This window comes from Roseovarius spongiae, from assembly GCF_003651245.1.
In the GTDB taxonomy this organism is placed as follows: Bacteria; Pseudomonadota; Alphaproteobacteria; order Rhodobacterales; family Rhodobacteraceae; genus Roseovarius; species Roseovarius spongiae.
The window spans coordinates 550,842-570,149 of sequence record NZ_RAPE01000001.1; the positions used below are offsets into that span (position 1 = coordinate 550,842).

The 19,308-nt window shown below is 66.1% G+C and carries 22 protein-coding genes, 1 tRNA gene and 1 pseudogene; 13 read left to right on the forward strand and 11 right to left on the reverse strand.

The features are described 5' to 3' along the window. Nucleotides 1-84 precede the first annotated feature (84 nt). On the reverse strand, nt 85-1,779 hold the full coding sequence (locus tag D6850_RS02615; RefSeq protein ID WP_121163501.1) for an acyl-CoA dehydrogenase family protein: 1,695 nt from the start codon (nt 1,777-1,779) through the stop codon (nt 85-87). Between the two features lie 153 nt (nt 1,780-1,932). On the opposite strand from D6850_RS02615, the gene D6850_RS02620 reads away from it, so the two are divergent. From D6850_RS02620 to trpB, 6 genes are all read left to right on the forward strand, one after another. After that, nucleotides 1,933-2,703, forward strand: coding sequence for a sulfite exporter TauE/SafE family protein (locus D6850_RS02620; RefSeq protein WP_245964074.1), 771 nt, complete (start codon nt 1,933-1,935; stop codon nt 2,701-2,703). 239 nt (nt 2,704-2,942) lie between these two features. Beyond that, a complete protein-coding gene (gene ihfB, locus D6850_RS02625) occupies nt 2,943-3,224 on the forward strand; it encodes an integration host factor subunit beta (protein ID WP_121163503.1) in 282 nt (93 codons plus the stop codon). A 3-nt stretch (nt 3,225-3,227) separates the two neighbouring features. After that, on the forward strand, nt 3,228-3,578 hold the full coding sequence (locus D6850_RS02630) for a LapA family protein (protein WP_121163505.1): 351 nt from the start codon (nt 3,228-3,230) through the stop codon (nt 3,576-3,578). A gap of 8 nt (nt 3,579-3,586) precedes the next feature. Then, nucleotides 3,587-4,234, forward strand: a complete 648-nt coding sequence (locus tag D6850_RS02635) for a phosphoribosylanthranilate isomerase (RefSeq protein ID WP_121163507.1) — start codon at nt 3,587-3,589, stop codon at nt 4,232-4,234. A 69-nt stretch (nt 4,235-4,303) separates the two neighbouring features. Continuing rightward, nucleotides 4,304-4,933, forward strand: a complete 630-nt coding sequence (locus D6850_RS02640) for a class I SAM-dependent DNA methyltransferase (protein WP_121165044.1) — start codon at nt 4,304-4,306, stop codon at nt 4,931-4,933. Between the two features lie 95 nt (nt 4,934-5,028). Continuing rightward, nucleotides 5,029-6,258 carry a tryptophan synthase subunit beta gene (trpB, locus tag D6850_RS02645; protein WP_121163509.1) on the forward strand — a complete coding sequence of 410 codons (1,230 nt, stop codon included), beginning with the start codon at nt 5,029-5,031 and terminating at the stop codon, nt 6,256-6,258. A gap of 90 nt (nt 6,259-6,348) precedes the next feature. Here the strand turns inward: trpB and D6850_RS02650 are convergent, their stop codons facing one another. Both D6850_RS02650 and D6850_RS02655 read right to left on the reverse strand, forming a co-directional pair. Continuing rightward, nucleotides 6,349-6,579, reverse strand: coding sequence for a DUF1127 domain-containing protein (locus tag D6850_RS02650; protein ID WP_245964075.1), 231 nt, complete (start codon nt 6,577-6,579; stop codon nt 6,349-6,351). A 113-nt stretch (nt 6,580-6,692) separates the two neighbouring features. Continuing rightward, nucleotides 6,693-7,568, reverse strand: a complete 876-nt coding sequence (locus D6850_RS02655) for a 3-hydroxybutyryl-CoA dehydrogenase (protein WP_121163511.1) — start codon at nt 7,566-7,568, stop codon at nt 6,693-6,695. A gap of 158 nt (nt 7,569-7,726) precedes the next feature. On the opposite strand from D6850_RS02655, the gene D6850_RS02660 reads away from it, so the two are divergent. Continuing rightward, nucleotides 7,727-8,563: a DUF6473 family protein gene (locus tag D6850_RS02660; RefSeq protein ID WP_121163513.1), complete on the forward strand. Its 837-nt coding sequence runs from the start codon at nt 7,727-7,729 to the stop codon at nt 8,561-8,563. 76 nt (nt 8,564-8,639) lie between these two features. Here the strand turns inward: D6850_RS02660 and D6850_RS02665 are convergent, their stop codons facing one another. The 6 genes and pseudogenes from D6850_RS02665 to D6850_RS19615 form a co-directional block, all read right to left on the reverse strand. Continuing rightward, complete coding sequence (locus D6850_RS02665; RefSeq protein ID WP_121163515.1) at nt 8,640-9,566, reverse strand: electron transfer flavoprotein subunit alpha/FixB family protein; 927 nt, start codon at nt 9,564-9,566, stop codon at nt 8,640-8,642. Then, nucleotides 9,566-10,324, reverse strand: coding sequence for an electron transfer flavoprotein subunit beta/FixA family protein (locus D6850_RS02670; RefSeq protein ID WP_121163517.1), 759 nt, complete (start codon nt 10,322-10,324; stop codon nt 9,566-9,568). Before D6850_RS02670 ends, D6850_RS02665 begins: the two co-directional genes overlap by 1 nt. A gap of 164 nt (nt 10,325-10,488) precedes the next feature. After that, complete coding sequence (locus D6850_RS02675) at nt 10,489-11,061, reverse strand: cob(I)yrinic acid a,c-diamide adenosyltransferase (protein ID WP_121163519.1); 573 nt, start codon at nt 11,059-11,061, stop codon at nt 10,489-10,491. After that, nucleotides 11,062-11,271: a twin transmembrane helix small protein gene (locus D6850_RS02680; protein WP_121163521.1), complete on the reverse strand. Its 210-nt coding sequence runs from the start codon at nt 11,269-11,271 to the stop codon at nt 11,062-11,064. Between the two features lie 78 nt (nt 11,272-11,349). Next, nucleotides 11,350-12,179: pseudogene (locus D6850_RS02685) on the reverse strand (SDR family NAD(P)-dependent oxidoreductase). Between the two features lie 39 nt (nt 12,180-12,218). After that, entirely contained in the window at nt 12,219-12,980 is a 762-nt protein-coding gene (locus D6850_RS19615) for an SH3 domain-containing protein (protein ID WP_206019189.1), read from the reverse strand. Nucleotides 12,981-13,117: 137 nt separating this feature from the next. Between D6850_RS19615 and D6850_RS02695 the strand changes: the two genes are divergently transcribed. Continuing rightward, nucleotides 13,118-15,436, forward strand: a complete 2,319-nt coding sequence (locus tag D6850_RS02695) for a DNA topoisomerase IV subunit A (RefSeq protein WP_121163523.1) — start codon at nt 13,118-13,120, stop codon at nt 15,434-15,436. A gap of 92 nt (nt 15,437-15,528) precedes the next feature. On the opposite strand, the gene D6850_RS02700 is transcribed toward D6850_RS02695, so the two are convergent. Further along, nucleotides 15,529-15,602, reverse strand: a tRNA-Arg gene (locus D6850_RS02700). A gap of 264 nt (nt 15,603-15,866) precedes the next feature. On the opposite strand from D6850_RS02700, the gene rplB reads away from it, so the two are divergent. Genes rplB through rplP form a run of 5 tightly spaced genes read left to right on the forward strand, consistent with a single transcriptional unit; the run spans nt 15,867 to nt 18,508 of the window. Continuing rightward, entirely contained in the window at nt 15,867-16,709 is an 843-nt protein-coding gene (gene rplB, locus D6850_RS02705) for a 50S ribosomal protein L2 (protein ID WP_121163525.1), read from the forward strand. 3 nt (nt 16,710-16,712) lie between these two features. Then, nucleotides 16,713-16,991, forward strand: a complete 279-nt coding sequence (gene rpsS, locus D6850_RS02710) for a 30S ribosomal protein S19 (RefSeq protein WP_008236480.1) — start codon at nt 16,713-16,715, stop codon at nt 16,989-16,991. Nucleotides 16,992-16,994: 3 nt separating this feature from the next. Next, nucleotides 16,995-17,375 (forward strand): 50S ribosomal protein L22, encoded by a 381-nt coding sequence (gene rplV, locus D6850_RS02715; RefSeq protein WP_121163526.1) that lies wholly within the window; start codon nt 16,995-16,997, stop codon nt 17,373-17,375. Then, nucleotides 17,375-18,082, forward strand: a complete 708-nt coding sequence (rpsC, locus tag D6850_RS02720) for a 30S ribosomal protein S3 (protein ID WP_121163527.1) — start codon at nt 17,375-17,377, stop codon at nt 18,080-18,082. The genes rplV and rpsC overlap by 1 nt, the downstream gene beginning before the upstream one ends. A gap of 12 nt (nt 18,083-18,094) precedes the next feature. Next, nucleotides 18,095-18,508, forward strand: a complete 414-nt coding sequence (rplP, locus tag D6850_RS02725; RefSeq protein ID WP_121163529.1) for a 50S ribosomal protein L16 — start codon at nt 18,095-18,097, stop codon at nt 18,506-18,508. A 168-nt stretch (nt 18,509-18,676) separates the two neighbouring features. On the opposite strand, the gene D6850_RS02730 is transcribed toward rplP, so the two are convergent. Continuing rightward, the gene (locus D6850_RS02730; protein ID WP_121163531.1) at nt 18,677-19,297 is read right to left on the reverse strand and encodes a TIGR02466 family protein; all 621 of its coding nucleotides are present in this window, start codon (nt 19,295-19,297) and stop codon (nt 18,677-18,679) included. Between the last annotated feature and the right edge of the window lie 11 nt (nt 19,298-19,308).

Consider the following 19,308-nt stretch of genomic DNA (forward strand, 5'->3'; position numbering starts at 1 on the left):
GCCCGCGCCGGACACCCCCGGCGCGGGCCACAAGCCTTCACCGAAGACTCTTGGCGAGAAAATTCGGGAAACTTTTCTCGGCGTTCAGTTCCGGCGATCGAGCAGCCTGCGCGCGATCACCTGCGCCTGGATTTCCGCCGCGCCCTCAAAGATGTTGAGGATGCGCGCGTCGCAGAGGATGCGGCTGATCTTGTATTCCAGTGCGAAACCGTTGCCGCCGTGGATCTGTAGCGCGTTGTCGGCGGCAGCCCACGCCACCCGCGCCCCCAGCAGCTTGGCCATCCCCGCCTCGAGATCGCAGCGCCGTCCCTCGTCCTTTTCCCAGGCCGAGAAATAGGTGAGCTGCCGCGCGATCATGATCTCGACCGCCATCATGGCGAGCTTGCCCGACACGCGCGGGAAATCGATCAGCGGCTTGCCGAACTGCCTGCGATCCTGCGCATATTGCATCCCGACATCGAGCGCGCATTGCGCCACGCCCACGGCGCGGGCGGCGGTCTGGATGCGCGCGCTCTCGAACGTCTCCATCAACTGCTTGAAACCGCGGCCTTCCTCGCCGCCCAGCAGGTTCTCGCCCTTGACGTGGAAATTGTCGAAGGCAAGCTCGTATTCCTTCATCCCGCGATAGCCGAGCACCTCGATCTCGCCGCCCGACATGCCCTCGGTCGGGAAGGGCGCGTCATCCGTGCCCGGCGTCTTCTCGGCGAGGAACATCGACAGGCCGCGGTGGTCCGTGCTGTCAGGATCGGTGCGCGCCAGCAGCGTCATGACGTGGGTGCGCGCGGCGTGGGTGATCCAGGTCTTGTTGCCGGTGACGCGGTAGTCGTCGCCGTCCTTCACCGCGCGGGTGCGCAGGGCGCCGAGGTCCGAGCCGGTGTTGGGCTCGGTAAAGACCGCGGTGGGAAGGATCTCGGCGCTGGCGATGCGGGGCAGCCAATGCGCCTTCTGCTCGGGCGTGCCGCCGCAGAGGATGAGTTCGGCGGCGATCTCGCTCCGCGTGCCAAGGGAGCCGACGCCGATATAGCCGCGACTCAACTCCTCCGAGACCACAGCCATGGACGCCTTGGAGAGACCCAGCCCGCCGTATTCTTGGGGGATGGTGAGGCCGAAGACGCCCATTTCGGCCAGTTCGTTGATGATCTCCATCGGGATCAGCTCATCGCGAAGGTGCCAGTCATGGGCGTAGGGTTCGACCTTCTCGGCGGCGTAGCGGTGGAACTGGGCGCGGATCATCTCGAGCTCTTCGTCAAGACCGGTGCGCCCGACCGTGACCTCGGCCGCGCGTTCCTGCATGAGCACGACGAGCCGGGTGCGCGCGGCCTGGCTGTTGCCGCGCGCGATAAGCGTCGCCGCCGCGCCCGTTTGCAGCCCATCGAGCGCGTCGGCGCCAAGCCCGAGATCGGCGGGGCGGACGAATTCGCCCTGGTTCATCGGGATGCCGCCCGCGATCTGCGCGAGGTATTCGCCGAACGCGATCTGGTGGATCAGCGCCTCGACCTCGCCGAAGGTTCCGTCCGCCTGGAGGCGTCCGGACCAGGCCTGCATCTGACGCAGCGATTCGACATAGGTGGCAAGCCAGGCAAGCCCGTGCGCCGCGTCCTGGTGCGCCTCGATAGCCGCGCCGGACACCCGGTCTCCGTCGCTGACCATGTCGCGCACGCTGGCCCTGGCCGCCTCGAGCACGCCCTCCGCGGCCGGCAGCGCCGCCGCCGTCAACGCGGTGAGATCGTCCAGAAGCGGGGAGTCGGGGGTCATCGGGTCCTGTCCGTCATGTGCCATTGATCACGTCCTTTCAAACCTGCGGTTCGTCCTACCCACTTTGCAGGTGCAGCACAACAATTTAACCCGTGACGCGGCAATCCCGTTCTATTGTTGCGCACGATTCCTGCGGTGCCGCCCGCAGGTAGCTGCTAGGGCTGGGGCATGGAGATCATGACCGCACCCGATTCCGCCCTGCTCTGGGGTTTCGCCGTCTGCGTCACGCTGCTTGCCGGGGTGATCAAGGGGGTGGTGGGCTTTGCCCTGCCGATGGTGATGATCTCGGGGCTGAGCTCGGTCATGCCGCCTGAACTGGCGCTGGCGGCGATGATGATCCCGACGGTGCTCGCCAACCTCATGCAGGCCTTGCGGCAGGGGCCGAGGGCCGCTTGGGAGACGATCCGCCGGTTCTGGATATTCCTGGTCAGCGGCGGCGTCGCGCTGGTCGCCACGGCGCAGCTTGTTCCGATGCTGCCGTCCGACGTTCTCTACCTGCTGATCGGCCTGCCGGTCACGCTCTATGCCGGGGCGACGCTGGCGGGCCGCGCGCTGCGCCTGCCGCCCGATCCGGGGGCGCGCACGATGACCGCGATCGGCGCGCTGACCGGAGCGATGGGCGGGGTGACCGGCGTGCTGGGGCCGCCCACGGTGGCGATGCTGACGGCGCAGGGCACGGAAAAACGCGACCAGGTCCGCATCCAGGGGGTGATCTACGGGCTGGGGGCGCTCACGTTCCTTTTTGCGCATGTCGGATCGGGGGTGCTGCGCGTCGAGACGCTGCCGCTGTCGCTGGCGTTGGTTCCGCCCGCTCTCATCGGGATCTGGCTGGGATTCCGCATCCAGGATCGCATCGACCAGGCGGTTTTCCGGCGCGCCACTTTGCTCGTGCTGCTGGTCGCGGGGGTCAACCTGCTGCGGCGCGCGCTGGTGGTGATGCAGCCCTGAGCGCCATGTCGCAAGACACTCCGAATCATCGCTGGCGGCATGGCGGCGCGGCGCGCGCGGGCGCCGTATCCTGCGTCTCGGGCGCAAGGATTCGCCCCCGCTGAGTGTCGCTGGCGGCGAATATGGGCCGAAAACGACATTTGGTTGCCGGCTTTCCATTTTCGTTTTGCAAGATTGTATCTATAGTCGCCCCTGTGCTGCCTGCACCAATAACGGAAACGACCGGGGGGACTTGTTCGATGATCCGATCCGAACTCATCCAGAAGATTGCCGACGAGAATCCACACCTCTATCAGCGTGATGTCGAGCGGATCGTGAACACCATCTTTAACGAGATCACGGATGCGATGGCGAACGGCAACCGGGTGGAGCTTCGCGGCTTCGGGGCGTTCTCGGTCAAGAAACGGGATGCGCGCACCGGGCGGAACCCGCGCACCGGCGAATCGGTTTACGTCGAGGAGAAGCACGTGCCATTCTTCAAGACCGGCAAGCTGCTCCGGGATCGGCTGAACGGGAAATAACTCATGCGTTACATTCGCTATGCCTGCATCGCCATCTTCGCCGTGGCGCTGATCCTCATCGCGCTCGCCAATCGCGAGTTCGTGACGGTCGAGGTTCTCCCCGGCGAGATCGCGCGCCTGGCGGCGATGACGCCGGCCTATGAGGTGCCGCTGTTCGTGGTGATGTTCGGCGGGGTGCTGGCGGGGCTGGTCCTGGGGTTCATCTGGGAATGGATCCGCGAGGCCGGCGAACGCGCAGCCGCCGCGAAACAGGCCCGCGAGATCCAGCGCCTGCGCGCCGAGGTCAAACGCCTGCGCGGCGAAAAGCACAAGGGCAAGGACGAGGTGCTCGCCATCCTCGAAGAGGCCAGCTGAGCGTCTCCATGCCCGAGGATATCCGGATCAAGATGTGCGGGCTCACCCGCCCGAACGACATTGCCGACGCGGTCCGCGCCGGCGCGGGCTATGTCGGGTTCAACTTCTTCGCGCGCTCGCCCCGCTACATAGCGCCCGAGATCGCCCGCGCGCTTGCGCTCGAGACGCCCGAAGGGGTCGCCAAGGTGTCGCTGACGGTGGACGCCGACGATGCCGCGCTCGACGCGCTGACCGCTGTCGTGCCGCTTGACATGCTGCAACTGCACGGTTCCGAAAGCCCCGAACGGGTGGCGGCGATCAAGGCGCGCTACGGCCTGCCCGTGATGAAGGTGATCGGCATCTCGGACACAGCCGACCTTGCGCTGATCGACGCCTACGCGCTGGTTGCCGATCAACTGCTGGTCGACGCGAAGCCGCCCAAGGGCGCGGACCGTCCCGGCGGCAACGCCACCGCCTTCGACTGGGGGCTGATCGCTGGCCGCCGCTGGTCGGTGCCCTGGATGCTCGCCGGGGGGCTTACGCCCGCAAACGTGGCCGAGGCGATCCGCGCCACCGGGGCGCGCCAGCTCGACGTCGCCTCGGGAATCGAGAGCGCGCCGGGCGTCAAGGATGCGGCGCTCATGCAGGAGTTCGCAGGGGCGGCCCGGGGGGCCTGACCCGGGCGCGGCGCCTGCCGGCCTCGCAAGCGTTGACATTGCGCCCGTGTCTTTGCTCAGATGCCCCGCATGACCCAGAAGACCGAAGACCTCGACGCCGTCTATGGCGCGACCTCGCCCGAGGCGGCGCGCAAGCTCTACGATGACTGGTCCGGCTCCTACGACGCGGAGAACCTGGCCAAGGGTTTCTGGCTGCCGATCGTCGCCGCCGGGTTCTTCGCGCGGCACATGGGACGGACCGAGGGGCCGCTGCTTGACGCAGGCTGCGGCACCGGCCTTGTCGGGCAGTCGCTGGCGCTGATGGGCTATGGGCCGATCACCGGCTCGGACCTGTCCGATGACATGATGGAGATCGCCGCGCGAACCGGCGCCTATGCCGGGTTTCAACGGGCCGACATGGGCGCGGGCCTGCCCTTTGACGATGCGGCCTTCGCGGGCTTCACCTGCATCGGCGCCTTCGGGCCGGGCCACGCTCCGCCGCAGAGCCTCGAGCACCTTGCGCGGGCGCTTCGGCCCGGCGGGATCGGCGTCTTCAACGTGGTCGAGGCCACGCACGAGGAACAGGGGTTTCCGGCGGTTATCGCCGCGCTGGAAGAGGCTGACGTCTGGCGCGTGGCGGAACGCAGCCGCGCCTTTCGCGCCTATCTGCTCAAGGAGCCGGAACTGCTGGTGCGGATGTTCGCGGTCGAGCGGCTCTGAGCCGCGCGAAATGGGGGTCGGGCGCGGCTTTGGGCTGGCAAAGCGGCGGTATGTCCAATATTCACCGGGAAACCACGATTGCCAGGGCGAACGCGATGACCGATCTCTTCAACAGCTTCATGACCGGCCCCGACGAAAAGGGCCGCTTCGGCGATTTTGGCGGACGGTTCGTTTCCGAGACGCTGATGCCGCTCATCCTCGAGCTGGAAAAGCAATACGAGCACGCCAAGACCGACGACAGCTTCTGGGCCGAGATGCACGACCTCTGGACCCATTACGTCGGCCGCCCCAGCCCGCTCTACTTCGCCGAGCGGTTGACCAATCATCTGGGCGGGGCGAAAATCTACCTCAAGCGGGACGAGCTCAACCACACCGGCGCGCACAAGATCAACAACGTGCTGGGCCAGATCATCCTTGCGCGGCGGATGGGCAAGGATCGCATCATCGCCGAGACGGGCGCGGGTCAGCACGGGGTCGCCACCGCGACCGTCTGCGCCAAGTTCGGGCTGAAATGCGTGGTCTACATGGGCGCGCATGACGTGGAGCGGCAGAAGCCCAACGTTTTCCGCATGCGCCTGCTGGGGGCCGAGGTCGTGCCGGTGACTTCCGGGCGCGGCACGCTCAAGGACGCGATGAACGACGCGCTGCGCGACTGGGTGACGAACGTGCGCGATACCTTCTACTGCATCGGAACCGTCGCCGGCCCGCATCCATATCCAGCGATGGTGCGCGACTTCCAGGCGATCATCGGCAACGAGGCCAAGGAGCAGATGCAGAAGGCGGAAGGCCGTTTGCCCGACACGCTGGTCGCCGCCATCGGCGGCGGATCGAACGCGATGGGCCTCTTCTTCCCATTCCTCGACGACAAGGACGTGAACATTATCGGGGTCGAGGCGGGGGGCCGCGGCGTGAACGAGAAGATGGAGCATTGCGCGTCATTGACAGGCGGCCGCCCCGGCGTTCTGCACGGCAACCGCACCTATCTGTTGCAGGACGATGACGGGCAGATCCTCGAGGGCTATTCGATCTCCGCCGGGCTCGATTATCCCGGCATCGGCCCCGAACATTCCTGGCTGCACGATATCGGCCGCGCAAAATACGTGTCGATCACCGACAAGGAGGCGCTGGAGGCGTTCCAGCTCTGCTGTGCGCAGGAGGGGATCATCCCCGCGCTCGAACCCTGCCACGCGCTTGCCCACGTGATGAAGATCGCGCCGGAGCTGCCGAAGGATCACCTGATCTGCATGAACATGTGCGGCCGCGGCGACAAGGACATCTTCACCGTCGCGCGCCATCTCGGCTTCGACATGGACGAGGCCGACTGAACCAAAGGCAAAAGCCCGGCCCGGTGTCCCCGGAGCCGGGCTTTTCCCGGTAAATTACCCAGATCCAGCCGCTGGCGGCGCGTCCGGCGTTCAGCCGTAGAAATGCCCCGAGAAGACGCGCATCTGGATGTCCTCGCGGCGGATGCCGCGGGCGGCCAGATCGGCGTCGCTCAGCGATTGCAGGTGGTTGATCTGACGGCGCGCGGCCTCGGCCCTTGCGTCGCCGGGGCGCATCATCGCGTGGCCGATCGTCGCCAGCGCGGCGTGGATCATGCGCATGAGGTTGAACGACCTCGGTGATTTGGTCGTGCTGTAAGCCATGGTGGATTATCCTTGCGGTGCTTTCTCTGTTCGCTTGGCGCCTATCTACGCCCTCGCGCCGTGAATGCCAGCCCCGCCGGGACAATCCCGTCATGCGCGCCGCGCATGCCCCGCTACCGCGTCGGCGTCGGCGTCTCGCCCCGGTAATCGTAAAAGCCCCGGCCCGTCTTGCGGCCAAGCCAGCCAGCCTCGACATATTTCGTCAGAAGCGGACAGGGCCGGTATTTCGTGTCCGCCAGCCCGTCATGCAGCACGTTCATGATCGCAAGACAGGTGTCGAGCCCGATGAAATCCGCCAGTTCCAGCGGCCCCATCGGGTGGTTCGCCCCGAGTTTCATCGACTGGTCGATGGACTTCACGTTGCCCACGCCTTCATAGAGCGTATAGACCGCCTCGTTGATCATCGGCATCAGGATGCGGTTGACGATGAAGCCGGGGAAGTCCTCGGCCGAGGCGGCCGTCTTGCCGAGGCGCTCGACCACGCCGAGGCAGGCGTCGTAGGTGGCCCTGTCGGTGGCGATGCCGCGGATCAGCTCAACGAGCTGCATCACCGGCACCGGGTTCATGAAGTGGAAGCCCATGAACCGCTCGGGCCGGTCGGTGCGGCTCGCCAGCCGGGTGATGGAGATCGACGACGTGTTGGAGGTCAGGATCGTCTCGGGCTTGAGCGCGGGCATCAGGTCCTCGAAGATCGCCTGCTTCACCGTCTCGCGCTCGGTCGCGGCCTCGATGATCAGGTCGGTGCGTCCGAGATCGGTGAGCGTGAGCGTGGTGCCGATCCGCGCCAGCGCGTCGTCCATGTCGGCCTGGGCGATCTTGTCGCGGCTGACCTGGCGCTCCATGTTGCGCCGCATCACCTCCATCGCGTCGTCGAGCGCCTGCTGGCTGACATCGGTCAACAGCACCTCATAACCCGCCAGCGCCATCACATGCGCAATCCCGTTGCCCATCTGGCCCGCGCCCACGACGCCGATCGCCTCAATATTCATTTCCGCGCCTCGCATGTTTCTTCCGCGCTGACTTTAGGCGTCCGCCACGGGGCGCCGCAAGGGGCGGGGACCCCTAAACATCGCATCGAATGCGCCCTTTAGCCATTTCTCAACGCCTCCGTGTGATTCTCGGTTCCGGGTGAATAACGGTGGGTATAATGGCTTATGAAAAACTGGGGACTCTTTCCCTCGATTACATGCCGTGCCGCTACGGCGCGTCGAAACTTCTCTTTCGCGGGCCGCGCGCGCGACTGGACGGACGCTACGCCGCCTTTCTTGGCGGAACCGAGACATACGGTAAATTCATTGCAGAGCCGTTTCCGGCGCTGATCGCCGCGCGCACCGGGGCGGAGTGCGTGAACCTCGGCTGGACCAACGCGGGCGTCGACGTGTTCCTGCACGACCCCGAAGTGATGCGGATCGCCGCGCGCGCGCAGATGGCCGTGATCCAGGCGCTGCCCGCGCAGAACATGGCGAACCGTTTCTACAGCGTGCATCCGCGCCGCAACGACCGCTTCATCGCGCCGTCCACGAAACTGCGCGACATTTTCCCCGAGGTTGATTTCACCGAATTCCATTTCACGCGGCACATGCTGCACCGATTGCGCGCGGTCTGCGAAGAGCGCTTCGCGCTCGTCCAAGGGGAGTTGCAGACCGCTTGGGTGGCGCGGATGAGGCTGCTGATCCACAGGATCGACGCGCCCGTGGTGGTGCTCTGGATGTCCGCGCATGATCCCGGCGCGGTGGCGGACGGGCCCTACCTGTCGCAGGATCCGGCCTTCGTCACGCGCCCGATGCTCGACGCGCTCCGCCCTTCGGTGAGGGCCATCGTGGAGGCGACGGCGAGCGCCGCGGCGCAGGAACAGGGCACGCAAGGCATGATCTTTTCCGAGTTCGAGGCCACCGCCGCCGCCGAAACCCTCGGCCCGGCGGCCCACCGGGAGGCGGCGGCGGCGCTTGCTCCGCTTGTCTCGCGGTTGATGGACGCGGACTGAAAACGAAGAAGGCCCGCCGGTTGGGGCGGGCCTTCGCGTAACGCGTCGCAGGGCGGGGTTTCGCCCCACCACGCGCTCAGAGCTTCTCGGTCAGTTCCGGCACGGCGTCGAACAGGTCGGCGACGAGGCCGTAATCGGCCACCTGGAAGATCGGCGCCTCCTCGTCCTTGTTGATGGCGACGATGATCTTCGAATCCTTCATCCCCGCGAGGTGCTGGATCGCCCCCGAGATGCCGACCGCGACATAGAGATCGGGAGCCACGACCTTGCCGGTCTGCCCGACCTGCCAGTCGTTCGGCGCATAGCCCGAATCGACCGCCGCGCGCGAGGCGCCGACGGCGGCGCCGAGCTTGTCGGCGAGCTTCTCGATCAGCGCGAAATCCTCCTCGGAACCGACGCCGCGACCGCCCGAGACGACCACGCCGGCCGAGGTGAGCTCGGGGCGGTCGCTTTCGGCGACCTTGTCCTCGACCCATTCGGACAGGCCGGGGTCGGCGGGCACGTCCACCGTCTCGACCGAGGCCGCGCCGCCGGTCCCGGCGGCGTCGAAGGTCGAGGTGCGGAAGGTGACGACCTTCTTGGCGTCCGAGGATTTGATCGTCTGGATCGCGTTGCCGGCATAGATCGGGCGTTCGAACGTGTCGGCATCGACCACGCCCGAGGCGTCCGAGATCACCATCACGTCCAGCAGCGCCGCGACGCGGGGCATGACGTTTTTCGCGTCCGTGGTGGCGGGGGCGACGATGTGGTCGTAATCACCCGCGAGGCTGACGATCAGCTCGGCGGTCGATTCGGCCATGCGGTGCCCCAATGACGCATCCTCGGCCACCAGGACCTTGGCGACGCCGTCAATCTTGGCGGCCTCTTCGCCTGCCGCGGCGGCGGACCCGCCCGCACAGAGCACGGTCACGTCCCCCAGTTTCGACGCGGCGGCGACCGTCTTGGCCGTGGCGTCCATTGCCAATTCACCATCGGTGACTTCTGCGAGAAGAAGAACAGCCATCAAACAGCCCCCGCTTCCTTGAGTTTCTCAACAAGCTCGTCGACCGAGCCCACGATGATCCCGGCGGCGCGCGCCTCGGGTTCGGCCGTTCCGGTGATTTCCAGCCGCGGCGTCACGTCGACGCCGTAATCCTCCGCCGTTTTTTCTTCCAGCGGCTTCTTCTTGGCCTTCATGATGTTCGGAAGCGACGCGTAGCGCGGCTCGTTCAGGCGCAGGTCGACGGTGACGATGGCGGGCATCTTGACCTTGATGGTCTGCAATCCGCCATCGACCTCGCGGGTGACCAGCGCGTGATCGCCTTCGATGTCGAGGCTGCTGGCGAAGGTGCCCTGGCTCCAGCCCAGCAGCGCGGCGAGCATCTGGCCGGTCGCGTTCATGTCGTTGTCGATCGCCTGTTTCCCGGCGAGCACGATACCCGGCTTCTCCTCGTCGACGACCGCCTTGAGGATCTTGGCCACGGCCAACGGTTCGATGTCGGTATGCACGTCGTCGGCGGCGACGACGAGAATCGCGCGGTCCGCGCCCATCGCCAGCGCCGTGCGCAGCGTTTCCTGGCTCTGCTTGACGCCGATTGAGACCGCGATCACCTCGTCGGCCTTGCCGGCCTCCTTGAGGCGAATCGCCTCTTCGACGGCGATTTCGTCGAACGGGTTCATCGACATCTTCACGTTGGCGAGATCGACGCCGCTGCCGTCCGCCTTGACGCGGACTTTCACGTTGTAGTCGATCACGCGTTTGACAGGCACGAGCACCTTCATTGGCATGGTCTCCCTCAGATTGACGGGGCGCCGGGTGGCCCCCCTTTTCCCAGCTCTCCCGCGGGGTCATATCGCGTCATGCGGGCGGAAAACAGAGGAAAATCGTCATATGAATCGCTCAGGATGTCGCGTTTTCAGAAAATCACCACGCCGCCTGCGGAAAGTCAGCGATTCGCGCCTGGAATCCACAGAATGTCCGAGCGGCCATCGTCATTTGCGATGCGCGCGGCGACGAAGAACCAATCGCTCAGCCGGTTGAGATACTTGAGCGCGGCGGCGTTCACGTCCTCTTCGGTGGCGAGTTCGACCGCCAACCGCTCGGCCCGGCGCGACACGGTGCGACACAGGTGCAGGTGCGCGGCGAGCGCGGAGCCGCCCGGCAGGATGAAGCTGCGCAGCGGCGCAAGTGTTTCGTTCATCGCGTCGATTTCGGCCTCGAGCCGATCCACCTGCGCGTCCGCCATGCGCAGTGGCGCGTATTCGGCCTCGGCGTCTCTGGCCATGTCCGGGCGGCAGAGATCGGCGCCCAGGTCGAACAGATCGTTCTGGATGCGCGCCAGCGCGTCGCCCACGTCACCCTGCGCGTGCAGCCGGGCAAGACCGACGGTCGCGTTGGTCTCATCCACGCTGCCATAGGCGTCGACGCGCAGGGAATGCTTGGCGACGCGCTCTCCGTTGCCGAGCGCGGTGTCGCCTCCATCGCCCGAGCGCGTGTAGATCTTGTTCAGGACAACCATTCAGCCCCCCATCTGACTGCGGATATAGACGAACGCCACGATCAGCACGACCGCGATGAACTGCGCGATGATTCGCCAGCGCATGTATTTGTTGGCGCGTTTCCCGGACTCTGCGCCGCCCTTGCCGAAGGTGCTGATGCCGAGGCCGAGGATCACCGCGACCGTGAGGCAGGCGGCGGCGGCGATGAGGAAAAGCGGATCGTTCAGCATTGGCGCCCCCGGTTGACTCTGTCCCTGCCCATTTAAAGCGCATGGCGGCGAAAGCGAACCGCAAATATCATGCGCTCCTCAGGCGCGCGCCAGCACCCAGTCGAGCGCGCGGGTCGGCAGGACGCGCTTGAGCGCGCCCATGACATGGGTGGGCGTGGTGACGTGGTAACGGGCGCGGGGGCGGGGCGATTCGATGGCGTGGATCAGCTTGCGGGTGACCGCCGACGGCGGCAGCTCGAACCGGTCGGGACCGTTCGCGCGGTAGAGGCGCCGTTGCAACCTGGCGCGGTAATCCTCGGCGCGGGCGGAGTTCTCCCAGTCGATCCAGCGTTCGAAATGCGGGATGGAGTTGCGTCGTATTTGCGACGTGACCGGCCCAGGCTGGATCAGCGACACGTGGATGCCGCTGCCGCGCAGCTCGATCCGCATGGTGTCGCTCAGCCCCTCGAGCGCGAATTTCGTCGCATTATAGGCGCCGCGCCAAGGCAGGGTGATGAAGCCGAGGATGGAGGAGCATTGCACGACCGCCCATGGCCCTGCGCGCGCATCACCGGGATCACCTGCCGCGTCAGCGCGTGCCAGCCGAACACGTTGGCCTGAAAGATCGCGCGCAGGGCTTCCGCGGGAACATCCTCGACCAGCCCGGGGCAGGCATAGGCGCCGTTGTTGAAGAGCGCGTCGAGCCGCCCGCCCGTGGCCTCCAGCACCTCGGCCAGGCCGGTTTCAAGCGTGGTCTCGTCTTCGTAGTCGATCAGCGGGCTGTCGAACCCTTCGGCGCGCAGGCGGTCGCAATCTACCCGCTTGCGGCAGGCGGCGAACACGCGCCAGCCTCGCGCGCGCAGCCCGTGCGCGGCGTCATGGCCGATGCCAGAGGAACAGCCGGTGATAAGTATGGATTTCCCGTTCATCCGCCCGCTATGCCGTGCGCCGGCGCGCAGCGCAACGGTTTAGTAGGCCGCCGCCGTGACCAGCCAATCGGCCATCCAGCCAACCTGCCCGGTGCCGACGACCCGCAGGCGCAGCCAGCCGCTTTCGTCGCGGTCGAGCACCTCGACCTGCGTGCCTTCGGACAGTTGCGTGACGCGGGCGAAATCGGTGCCGGGGCCGCCGCGCATGTTGACGAGGTCGCCGCTCACGATGCGCAGATCGGCGCCTCCTTCAGCCTGCGTTTCGGTGGCGTCGGGCCGTGGAGTTTCCAGCGCGGCGTTGAACAGCGCGTCGGCGTCGTCGGCGCGGGAGCCGCCCTGGTTCGCGACATCCGCATTTCGGATCAGCGACGTGGCCGAGAAATTGCCGGCGCCCGACATGCCCATCTGGTGCAGCTCCTCGGGCGTGAAGGCCGCGCGCGCGACCGTCCCTTCTCCCGATTCGCCCGGAGTGACAGAGGCCAGCACCGCCTCCACGCGGCTGGCGTCCCGCACCGCCACCGCGCGGACGTAGCGCTCGCGCTTGCGCGTCTCGCGCTCCTGGCGGACGGCCTCGAGCGCGGCGCGTTTCTCACGCTTCAGGTTCGGCACGAGATCGGGGTCAACTGTGGCGACGCGGGTAGGCTCCTCCCTCCACTTGACCGGCTTGGGCGGTGCGAACAGGGGTTTATCCCGCATCGCGACCTGCAACGATCCCTCGCGCGGGGCGTAGTCGGCCCCGCCGCTCAGTTCATAGAAGGCCAGCGCCAGGAAGGCGAAGGTCACGAGTATTAGGCGCCACATGCGTATCCCCCCAAAGGATCGATCAGAAATTCGGCAGCACTGTCAGGATACACGATTCGAGGACGCAACACGGGAAAAACGACATAACCCTTCCGCCCGTGCTTTACCCGCATGCCCGCCGATTGTATCAGCACCCCATGAACGATCTTGTCGACGATCCCGGAATGCCCGCTGACGGCGACCCGTCCGAAGTGGCCGAGCCGCTGCGCCGCGCCATCGGCGAGCGGTATCTGACATATGCGCTCAGCACGATCATGCACCGGGCGCTGCCGGATGCGCGGGACGGGCTGAAGCCCGTGCACCGCCGCATCCTCTATGCAATGCGCGAGCTGCGGCTAAGTTCCACGGGCGGCTTCCGAAAGTCGGCCAAGATCTCGGGCGACGTGATGGGCAACTACCACCCGCACGGGGACGCCGCGATCTATGACGCGATGGCGCGGCTGGCGCAGGATTTCGCCGTGCGCTACCCGCTGGTGGACGGGCAGGGGAATTTCGGCAACATCGACGGCGACAATCCCGCGGCCAGCCGCTACACCGAGGCGCGCATGACCGCGGTGGCCGAGGCGCTGCTCGACGGACTGGCCGAGAACGCGGTCGACTTCCGCGACAACTATGACGGCACGCTGCGCGAACCCGTGGTGCTTCCGGCGTCCTTCCCGAACCTGCTTGCCAATGGCTCAAGCGGGATCGCGGTGGGCATGGCGACCAACATCCCGCCGCACAACATCACGGAACTGGTGGACGCCTGCCTGCACGTCATCGACACGCCAGAATGCCGCGACGATACGCTGCTTAATTACGTCAAGGGACCGGATTTTCCCACCGGCGGCGTCATCGTGGAGCCGCCCGAGAACATCGCCACCGCCTACCGCACCGGGCGCGGCAGCTTCCGCCTGCGCGCGCGATGGGAGATCGAGGAACTGGGCCGCGGCCAGTGGCAGATCGTGGTCACGGAAATCCCCTACCAGGTGCAGAAATCCAAGCTGATCGAGAAGATCGCCGAACTTATTCAGGCCCGCAAGATCCCGATCCTCGCCGATGTGCGCGACGAAAGCGCCGACGATATCCGCCTGATCCTCGAGCCGCGCTCGAAGAACGTGGATGCCGACCTGCTCATGGGCATGATGTTCCGCAACTCGGATCTCGAGGTCCGGTTCTCGCTCAACATGAACGTGCTGATCGACGGGGTGACGCCGAAGGTCTGCTCGCTCAAGGAGGTGCTGCGCGCCTTCCTCGACTTCCGCCAGGAGGTGCTGGTGCGCCGCTCCGTGCATCGGATGGAGAAGATCGACCACCGGCTCGAGGTGCTCGAAGGGCTGATCGTCGCGTTCCTCAACCTCGACCGGGTGATCGACATCATCCGCTACGACGATGAACCCAAGGCGGCGCTGATGCGCGAGGATTGGGGCCGGGACTTCACCCGCGCCATGTCCGAGGCCGACTATGTTTCGCCCCCGCCCGGCGGCGAGGACGGGCTGAGCGACGTGCAGGCCGAGGCGATCCTCAACATGCGCCTGCGCAGCCTGCGCCGGCTCGAGGAGATCGAGCTGTTGAAGGAGCAGGGCGCGCTGATGGAGGAACGCGCCGGACTCGAGGACCTGCTTGAGACGCCCGCGCTCCAGTGGAAGGCCGTCGCCGACCAGCTGCGCGAGGTGAAAAAGACCTTCGGCAAGGAATATGAGCACGGCGCGCGCCGCACTGGGTTCGCCACGGCCGACGCGGTCGAGGAGGTGCCGATCGAGGCGATGATCGAGCGCGAGCCGATCACCGTGGTCTGCTCGAAGATGGGCTGGATCCGCGCGATGAACGGCCATATCGACCTTGACCGTGAGTTGAAGTTCAAGGACGGCGACGGCCCGCGCTTCATGTTCCACGCCGAGACCACGGACCGCCTGCTGGTCTTCGCCGAGAACGGGCGCTTTTACACGCTGCCCGCCGCAAACCTGCCCGGCGGGCGCGGCATGGGCGAGCCGCTGCGCCTGATGGTCGATATCCCGAACGAGGCCGGGATCGTCGATCTCTTCATCCATGTTCCGGGCCGCAAGCTGCTGGTCGCGTCCAGCGCGGGCGACGGCTTCGTGATCCCCGAGGATGACGCGATCGCCCAGACACGGACCGGCCGGCAGGTGCTTAACCTGCGCGGCGATACCCGCGCGAAGGTCTGTCGCCCGGTGACGGGCGACCACGTGGCCGTTGTGGGCGAAAACCGCAAGGTGTTGATCTTCCCTTTGTCCGAACTGCCCGAAATGGGCAGAGGCAAGGGCGTGAGATTGCAAAAGTACAAGGATGGCGGCCTGAGCGACGCGACGACCTTCGCCATCGCCAACGGGCTGAGTTGGCGCGACCCGGCGGGTCGCACCCGGACCGAGACCGCCCTTGCCGAATGGCAGGGCAAGCGCGCCGGCGCGGGCCGCATGGCGCCGCGCGGCTTCCCTCGCGACAACCGCTTTACCTGAACCTGCATCCGCGAACTGCCGTCACCGGGGCGCGCAAGTAAAGTGGCGCCTTGGCGTACTCTTGCGCCCCTTTCACGATTGCACACGATACGCGACCCCTGAAGGACTCGAACCCTCAACCTGTCGATTAGAAGTCGACTGCTCTATCCAGTTGAGCTAAGGGGCCTGGCGCGTTCGGTGACGTTTAAACACTCGCCTATTGGGGGGCAAGTCATGAAACCGTCTGCCCGCCGACAGGTGCTTGACCCTTCCGGCGGTCTCAACTACACGGACCCATCGACGCGGCCCCGGATTCGTCCGGGGCTTCGTTTTCGTTCGCAAGAGCGGGATAGCCGGGCGCCTGAGGGGGCCCATGACCATGGTGGGTCCGAAGCCCACCCTACATAGCGGGGCCGTCAGGTTTCGCACTGCTAAACGGAAGACAGAAAGCATGGCACTCAAGTCGTATAAGCCGACGACGCCGGGCCAGCGCGGGCTGGTGCTGATCGACCGTTCGGAGCTGTACAAGGGACGCCCCGTCAAGGCCCTCACCGAGGGTTTGACCAAGTCGGGCGGCCGGAACAACACCGGACGCATCACATCGCGCCGTCGCGGCGGCGGGGCGAAACGCCTCTACCGGATCGTCGATTTCAAACGCAACAGGTTCGACGTGCCCGCCACGGTCGAGCGCATCGAATACGATCCCAACCGGACCGCGTTCATCGCGCTGATCCGCTATCGGGACGGTGAGCAATCCTACATCCTCGCGCCCCAGCGGCTCGCCATCGGGGACGAGATCGTCGCCGGCGCGAAAGTCGACATCAAGCCGGGCAACTGCATGCCCTTCTCCGGGATGCCGATCGGCACGATCGTCCACAACATCGAACTGAAGCCCGGCAAGGGCGGCCAGATCGCCCGCGCGGCGGGCGCCTACGCGCAATTCGTCGGCCGTGACGGCGGCTATGCGCAGATCCGGCTCTCCTCGGGCGAACTGCGCCTCGTGCGTCAGGAATGCAAGGCGACGGTCGGCGCGGTCTCCAACCCCGACAACAGCAACCAGAACTTCGGCAAGGCCGGCCGGATGCGCCACCTGGGCAAGCGCCCGAGCGTGCGCGGCGTGGTGATGAACCCGATCGACCACCCGCATGGCGGCGGCGAAGGGCGCACCAGCGGCGGCCGTCACCCGGTCACGCCCTGGGGCAAGCCCACCAAGGGCGCGCGCACCCGCAACACGAACAAGGCGTCGCAGAAGCTCATCATCCGCTCGCGTCACGCCAAGAAGAAGGGCCGTTAACACATGGCACGTTCCGTCTGGAAAGGCCCCTTCGTCGATGCTTACGTCCTGAAAAAGGCAGAAGCGTCGCGCGAATCGGGGCGCAACGAAGTCATCAAGATATGGTCGCGCCGCTCGACGATCCTGCCGCAGTTCGTGGGTCTCACGTTCGGCGTCTACAACGGCAAGAAGCATATCCCTGTCAACGTCAGCGAAGACATGATCGGTCAGAAGTTCGGTGAGTATTCGCCGACCCGGACCTATTACGGTCATGCCGCCGACAAGAAAGCGAAGCGGAAGTAAGTCATGGGCAAGGAAAAGAACCCCCGCCGCGTGGCCGACAACGAAGCAATGGCGAAACTGCGCATGCTTCGCACCAGCCCGCAAAAACTCAACCTGCTGGCGCAGCTCATCCGCGGCAAGAAGGTCGAGACCGCGCTGAACGATCTCGCCTTCTCCAAGAAGCGGATCTCGGAGGACGTGCGCAAGTGCCTGCAATCGGCCATCGCCAACGCCGAGAACAATCACAACCTCGACGTTGACGAACTCGTCGTCGCCGAGGCCTGGGTCGGCAAGAACCTCGTGATGAAGCGCGGTCGTCCGCGTGCGCGCGGCCGGTTCGGCGCGCTGCGCAAGCCGTTCTCGGAAATCACGATCAAGGTCCGCCAAGTCGAGGAGCAAGCCTGATGGGTAACAAAGTCAATCCGATCGGCATGCGCCTTCAGGTCAACCGCACCTGGGACAGCCGTTGGTACGCAGATACGAAGGATTACGGCAACCTGCTGCTCGAGGACGTCGCCATGCGCGAGTTCATCAAGTCCGAGTGCAAGCAGGCCGGCGTCAGCCGCGTCGTGATCGAGCGCCCGCACAAGAAATGCCGCGTGACGGTCCATACCGCGCGTCCCGGCGTGATCATCGGCAAGAAGGGCGCCGATATCGAGGAACTGCGCAAGAAGCTCGCCAACATGACCGACAGCGAGCTGCACTTGAACGTGGTCGAGGTCCGCAAGCCCGAGCTCGACGCCGCGCTCGTGGGCGAGAGCATCGCCCAGCAGCTCGAACGCCGGGTCAGCTTCCGTCGCGCGATGAAGCGGGCGGTGCAGAACGCCATGCGCATGGGCGCGCTCGGCATCCGGGTCAACGTCGCGGGCCGCCTCGGCGGCGCCGAGATCGCCCGGACCGAGTGGTATCGCGAGGGTCGCGTGCCGCTGCACACCCTGCGCGCGGATATCGATTACGCGCATGTCGAGGCCGAAACCGCCTACGGGATCATCGGCATCAAGACCTGGATCTTCAAGGGCGAGATCATGGAGCATGATCCCTCCGCCCGCGACCGCAAGGCCCAGGAACTTCAGGACGGTCCGGCGCCTCGCGGCGCTGGTGGCCGCCGCTAGGGAGGACAGAACATGCTGCAACCGAAGCGCACCAAATTCCGCAAGCAGTTCAAGGGCCGCATCAAGGGCGAGGCCAAGGGCGGTTCCGACCTGAACTTCGGCCATTACGGCCTGAAGGCGGTCGAGCCCGAGCGCGTGACCGCGCGCCAGATCGAGGCCGCCCGCCGCGCCATGACGCGTCACATGAAACGTCAGGGCCGGGTGTGGATCCGGATCTTCCCCGACGTGCCCGTGACGTCCAAGCCGGTCGAAGTGCGGATGGGCAAGGGCAAGGGCTCGGTCGATTTCTGGGCCTGCAAGGTCAAGCCGGGCCGCGTGATGTTCGAGATCGACGGCGTCTCCGAGGACGTGGCGCACGAGGCCCTGCGCCTCGCGGCGATGAAACTGCCGATCAAGACCCGCGTGGTCGAACGCGAGGACTGGTAACGTCATTCGCCTCAGGCAAATGGCGGGTGCGGGTAAGTGATTGACGCAGTCAATTGCGGCCGCACTCCGGTAGAGGTTCTGGAACCCCCGCCCGAGAAATCGGCGGGGGTTTCGCATTTGGCCCTACGCCCTTGATCTGCCCAACCCGGGATCCAGTGCGCGATCCGGCTATCCCCAGCCGTAGTTGAACGACACCGACACGCGGTCGTCCTCGCTCATGTTCATCGGCACCTCGTGGCGCAGCCACGATTCCCAGAGCAGGACGTCGCCGACCTCGGGCGTCACATAGATGAACTGGCGCAACCCCTCGGGGGCGTCCTTCAGGCGTGCGGGCGCGGCCATCATGCGGGCCGAGCGGGGGTCTTCGAGCTTCAGCGCCGACGCGCCCTGGGGCATGGCCACGTATGTCGTCCCCGAGATCACGGAATGGGGGTGGATGTGCGAGGCGTGCATGCCGCCTTCGGGCAGGATGTTGATCCAGATGTCCTGCAACGCGAGCGGCTTGTCCTCGAGATCGAAGGCGAGGTCGCGCGCGAATGCGGCGACATGCGCGTCAAGCGCGCGCACCACCTCGGTGAAGATCGGGAAACGCCACGGCAGATCGGTGAGCGAAGCATAGGAGGTGTAGCCGGGATAGCCGTTCTCCTCGCACCAGTCCTGGCCGGCCTCGTCGTCCTCGGCGATCGAGAGGCAGGACGCGGCGAGTTCGTCCGCGTCGATGCGCCCCCCGCCATCGGCAAGCGGCGCGCGGTAGAGACGGGTGACGAAAAGCGATCTGATATCTGCCATGCCCCGCGTGA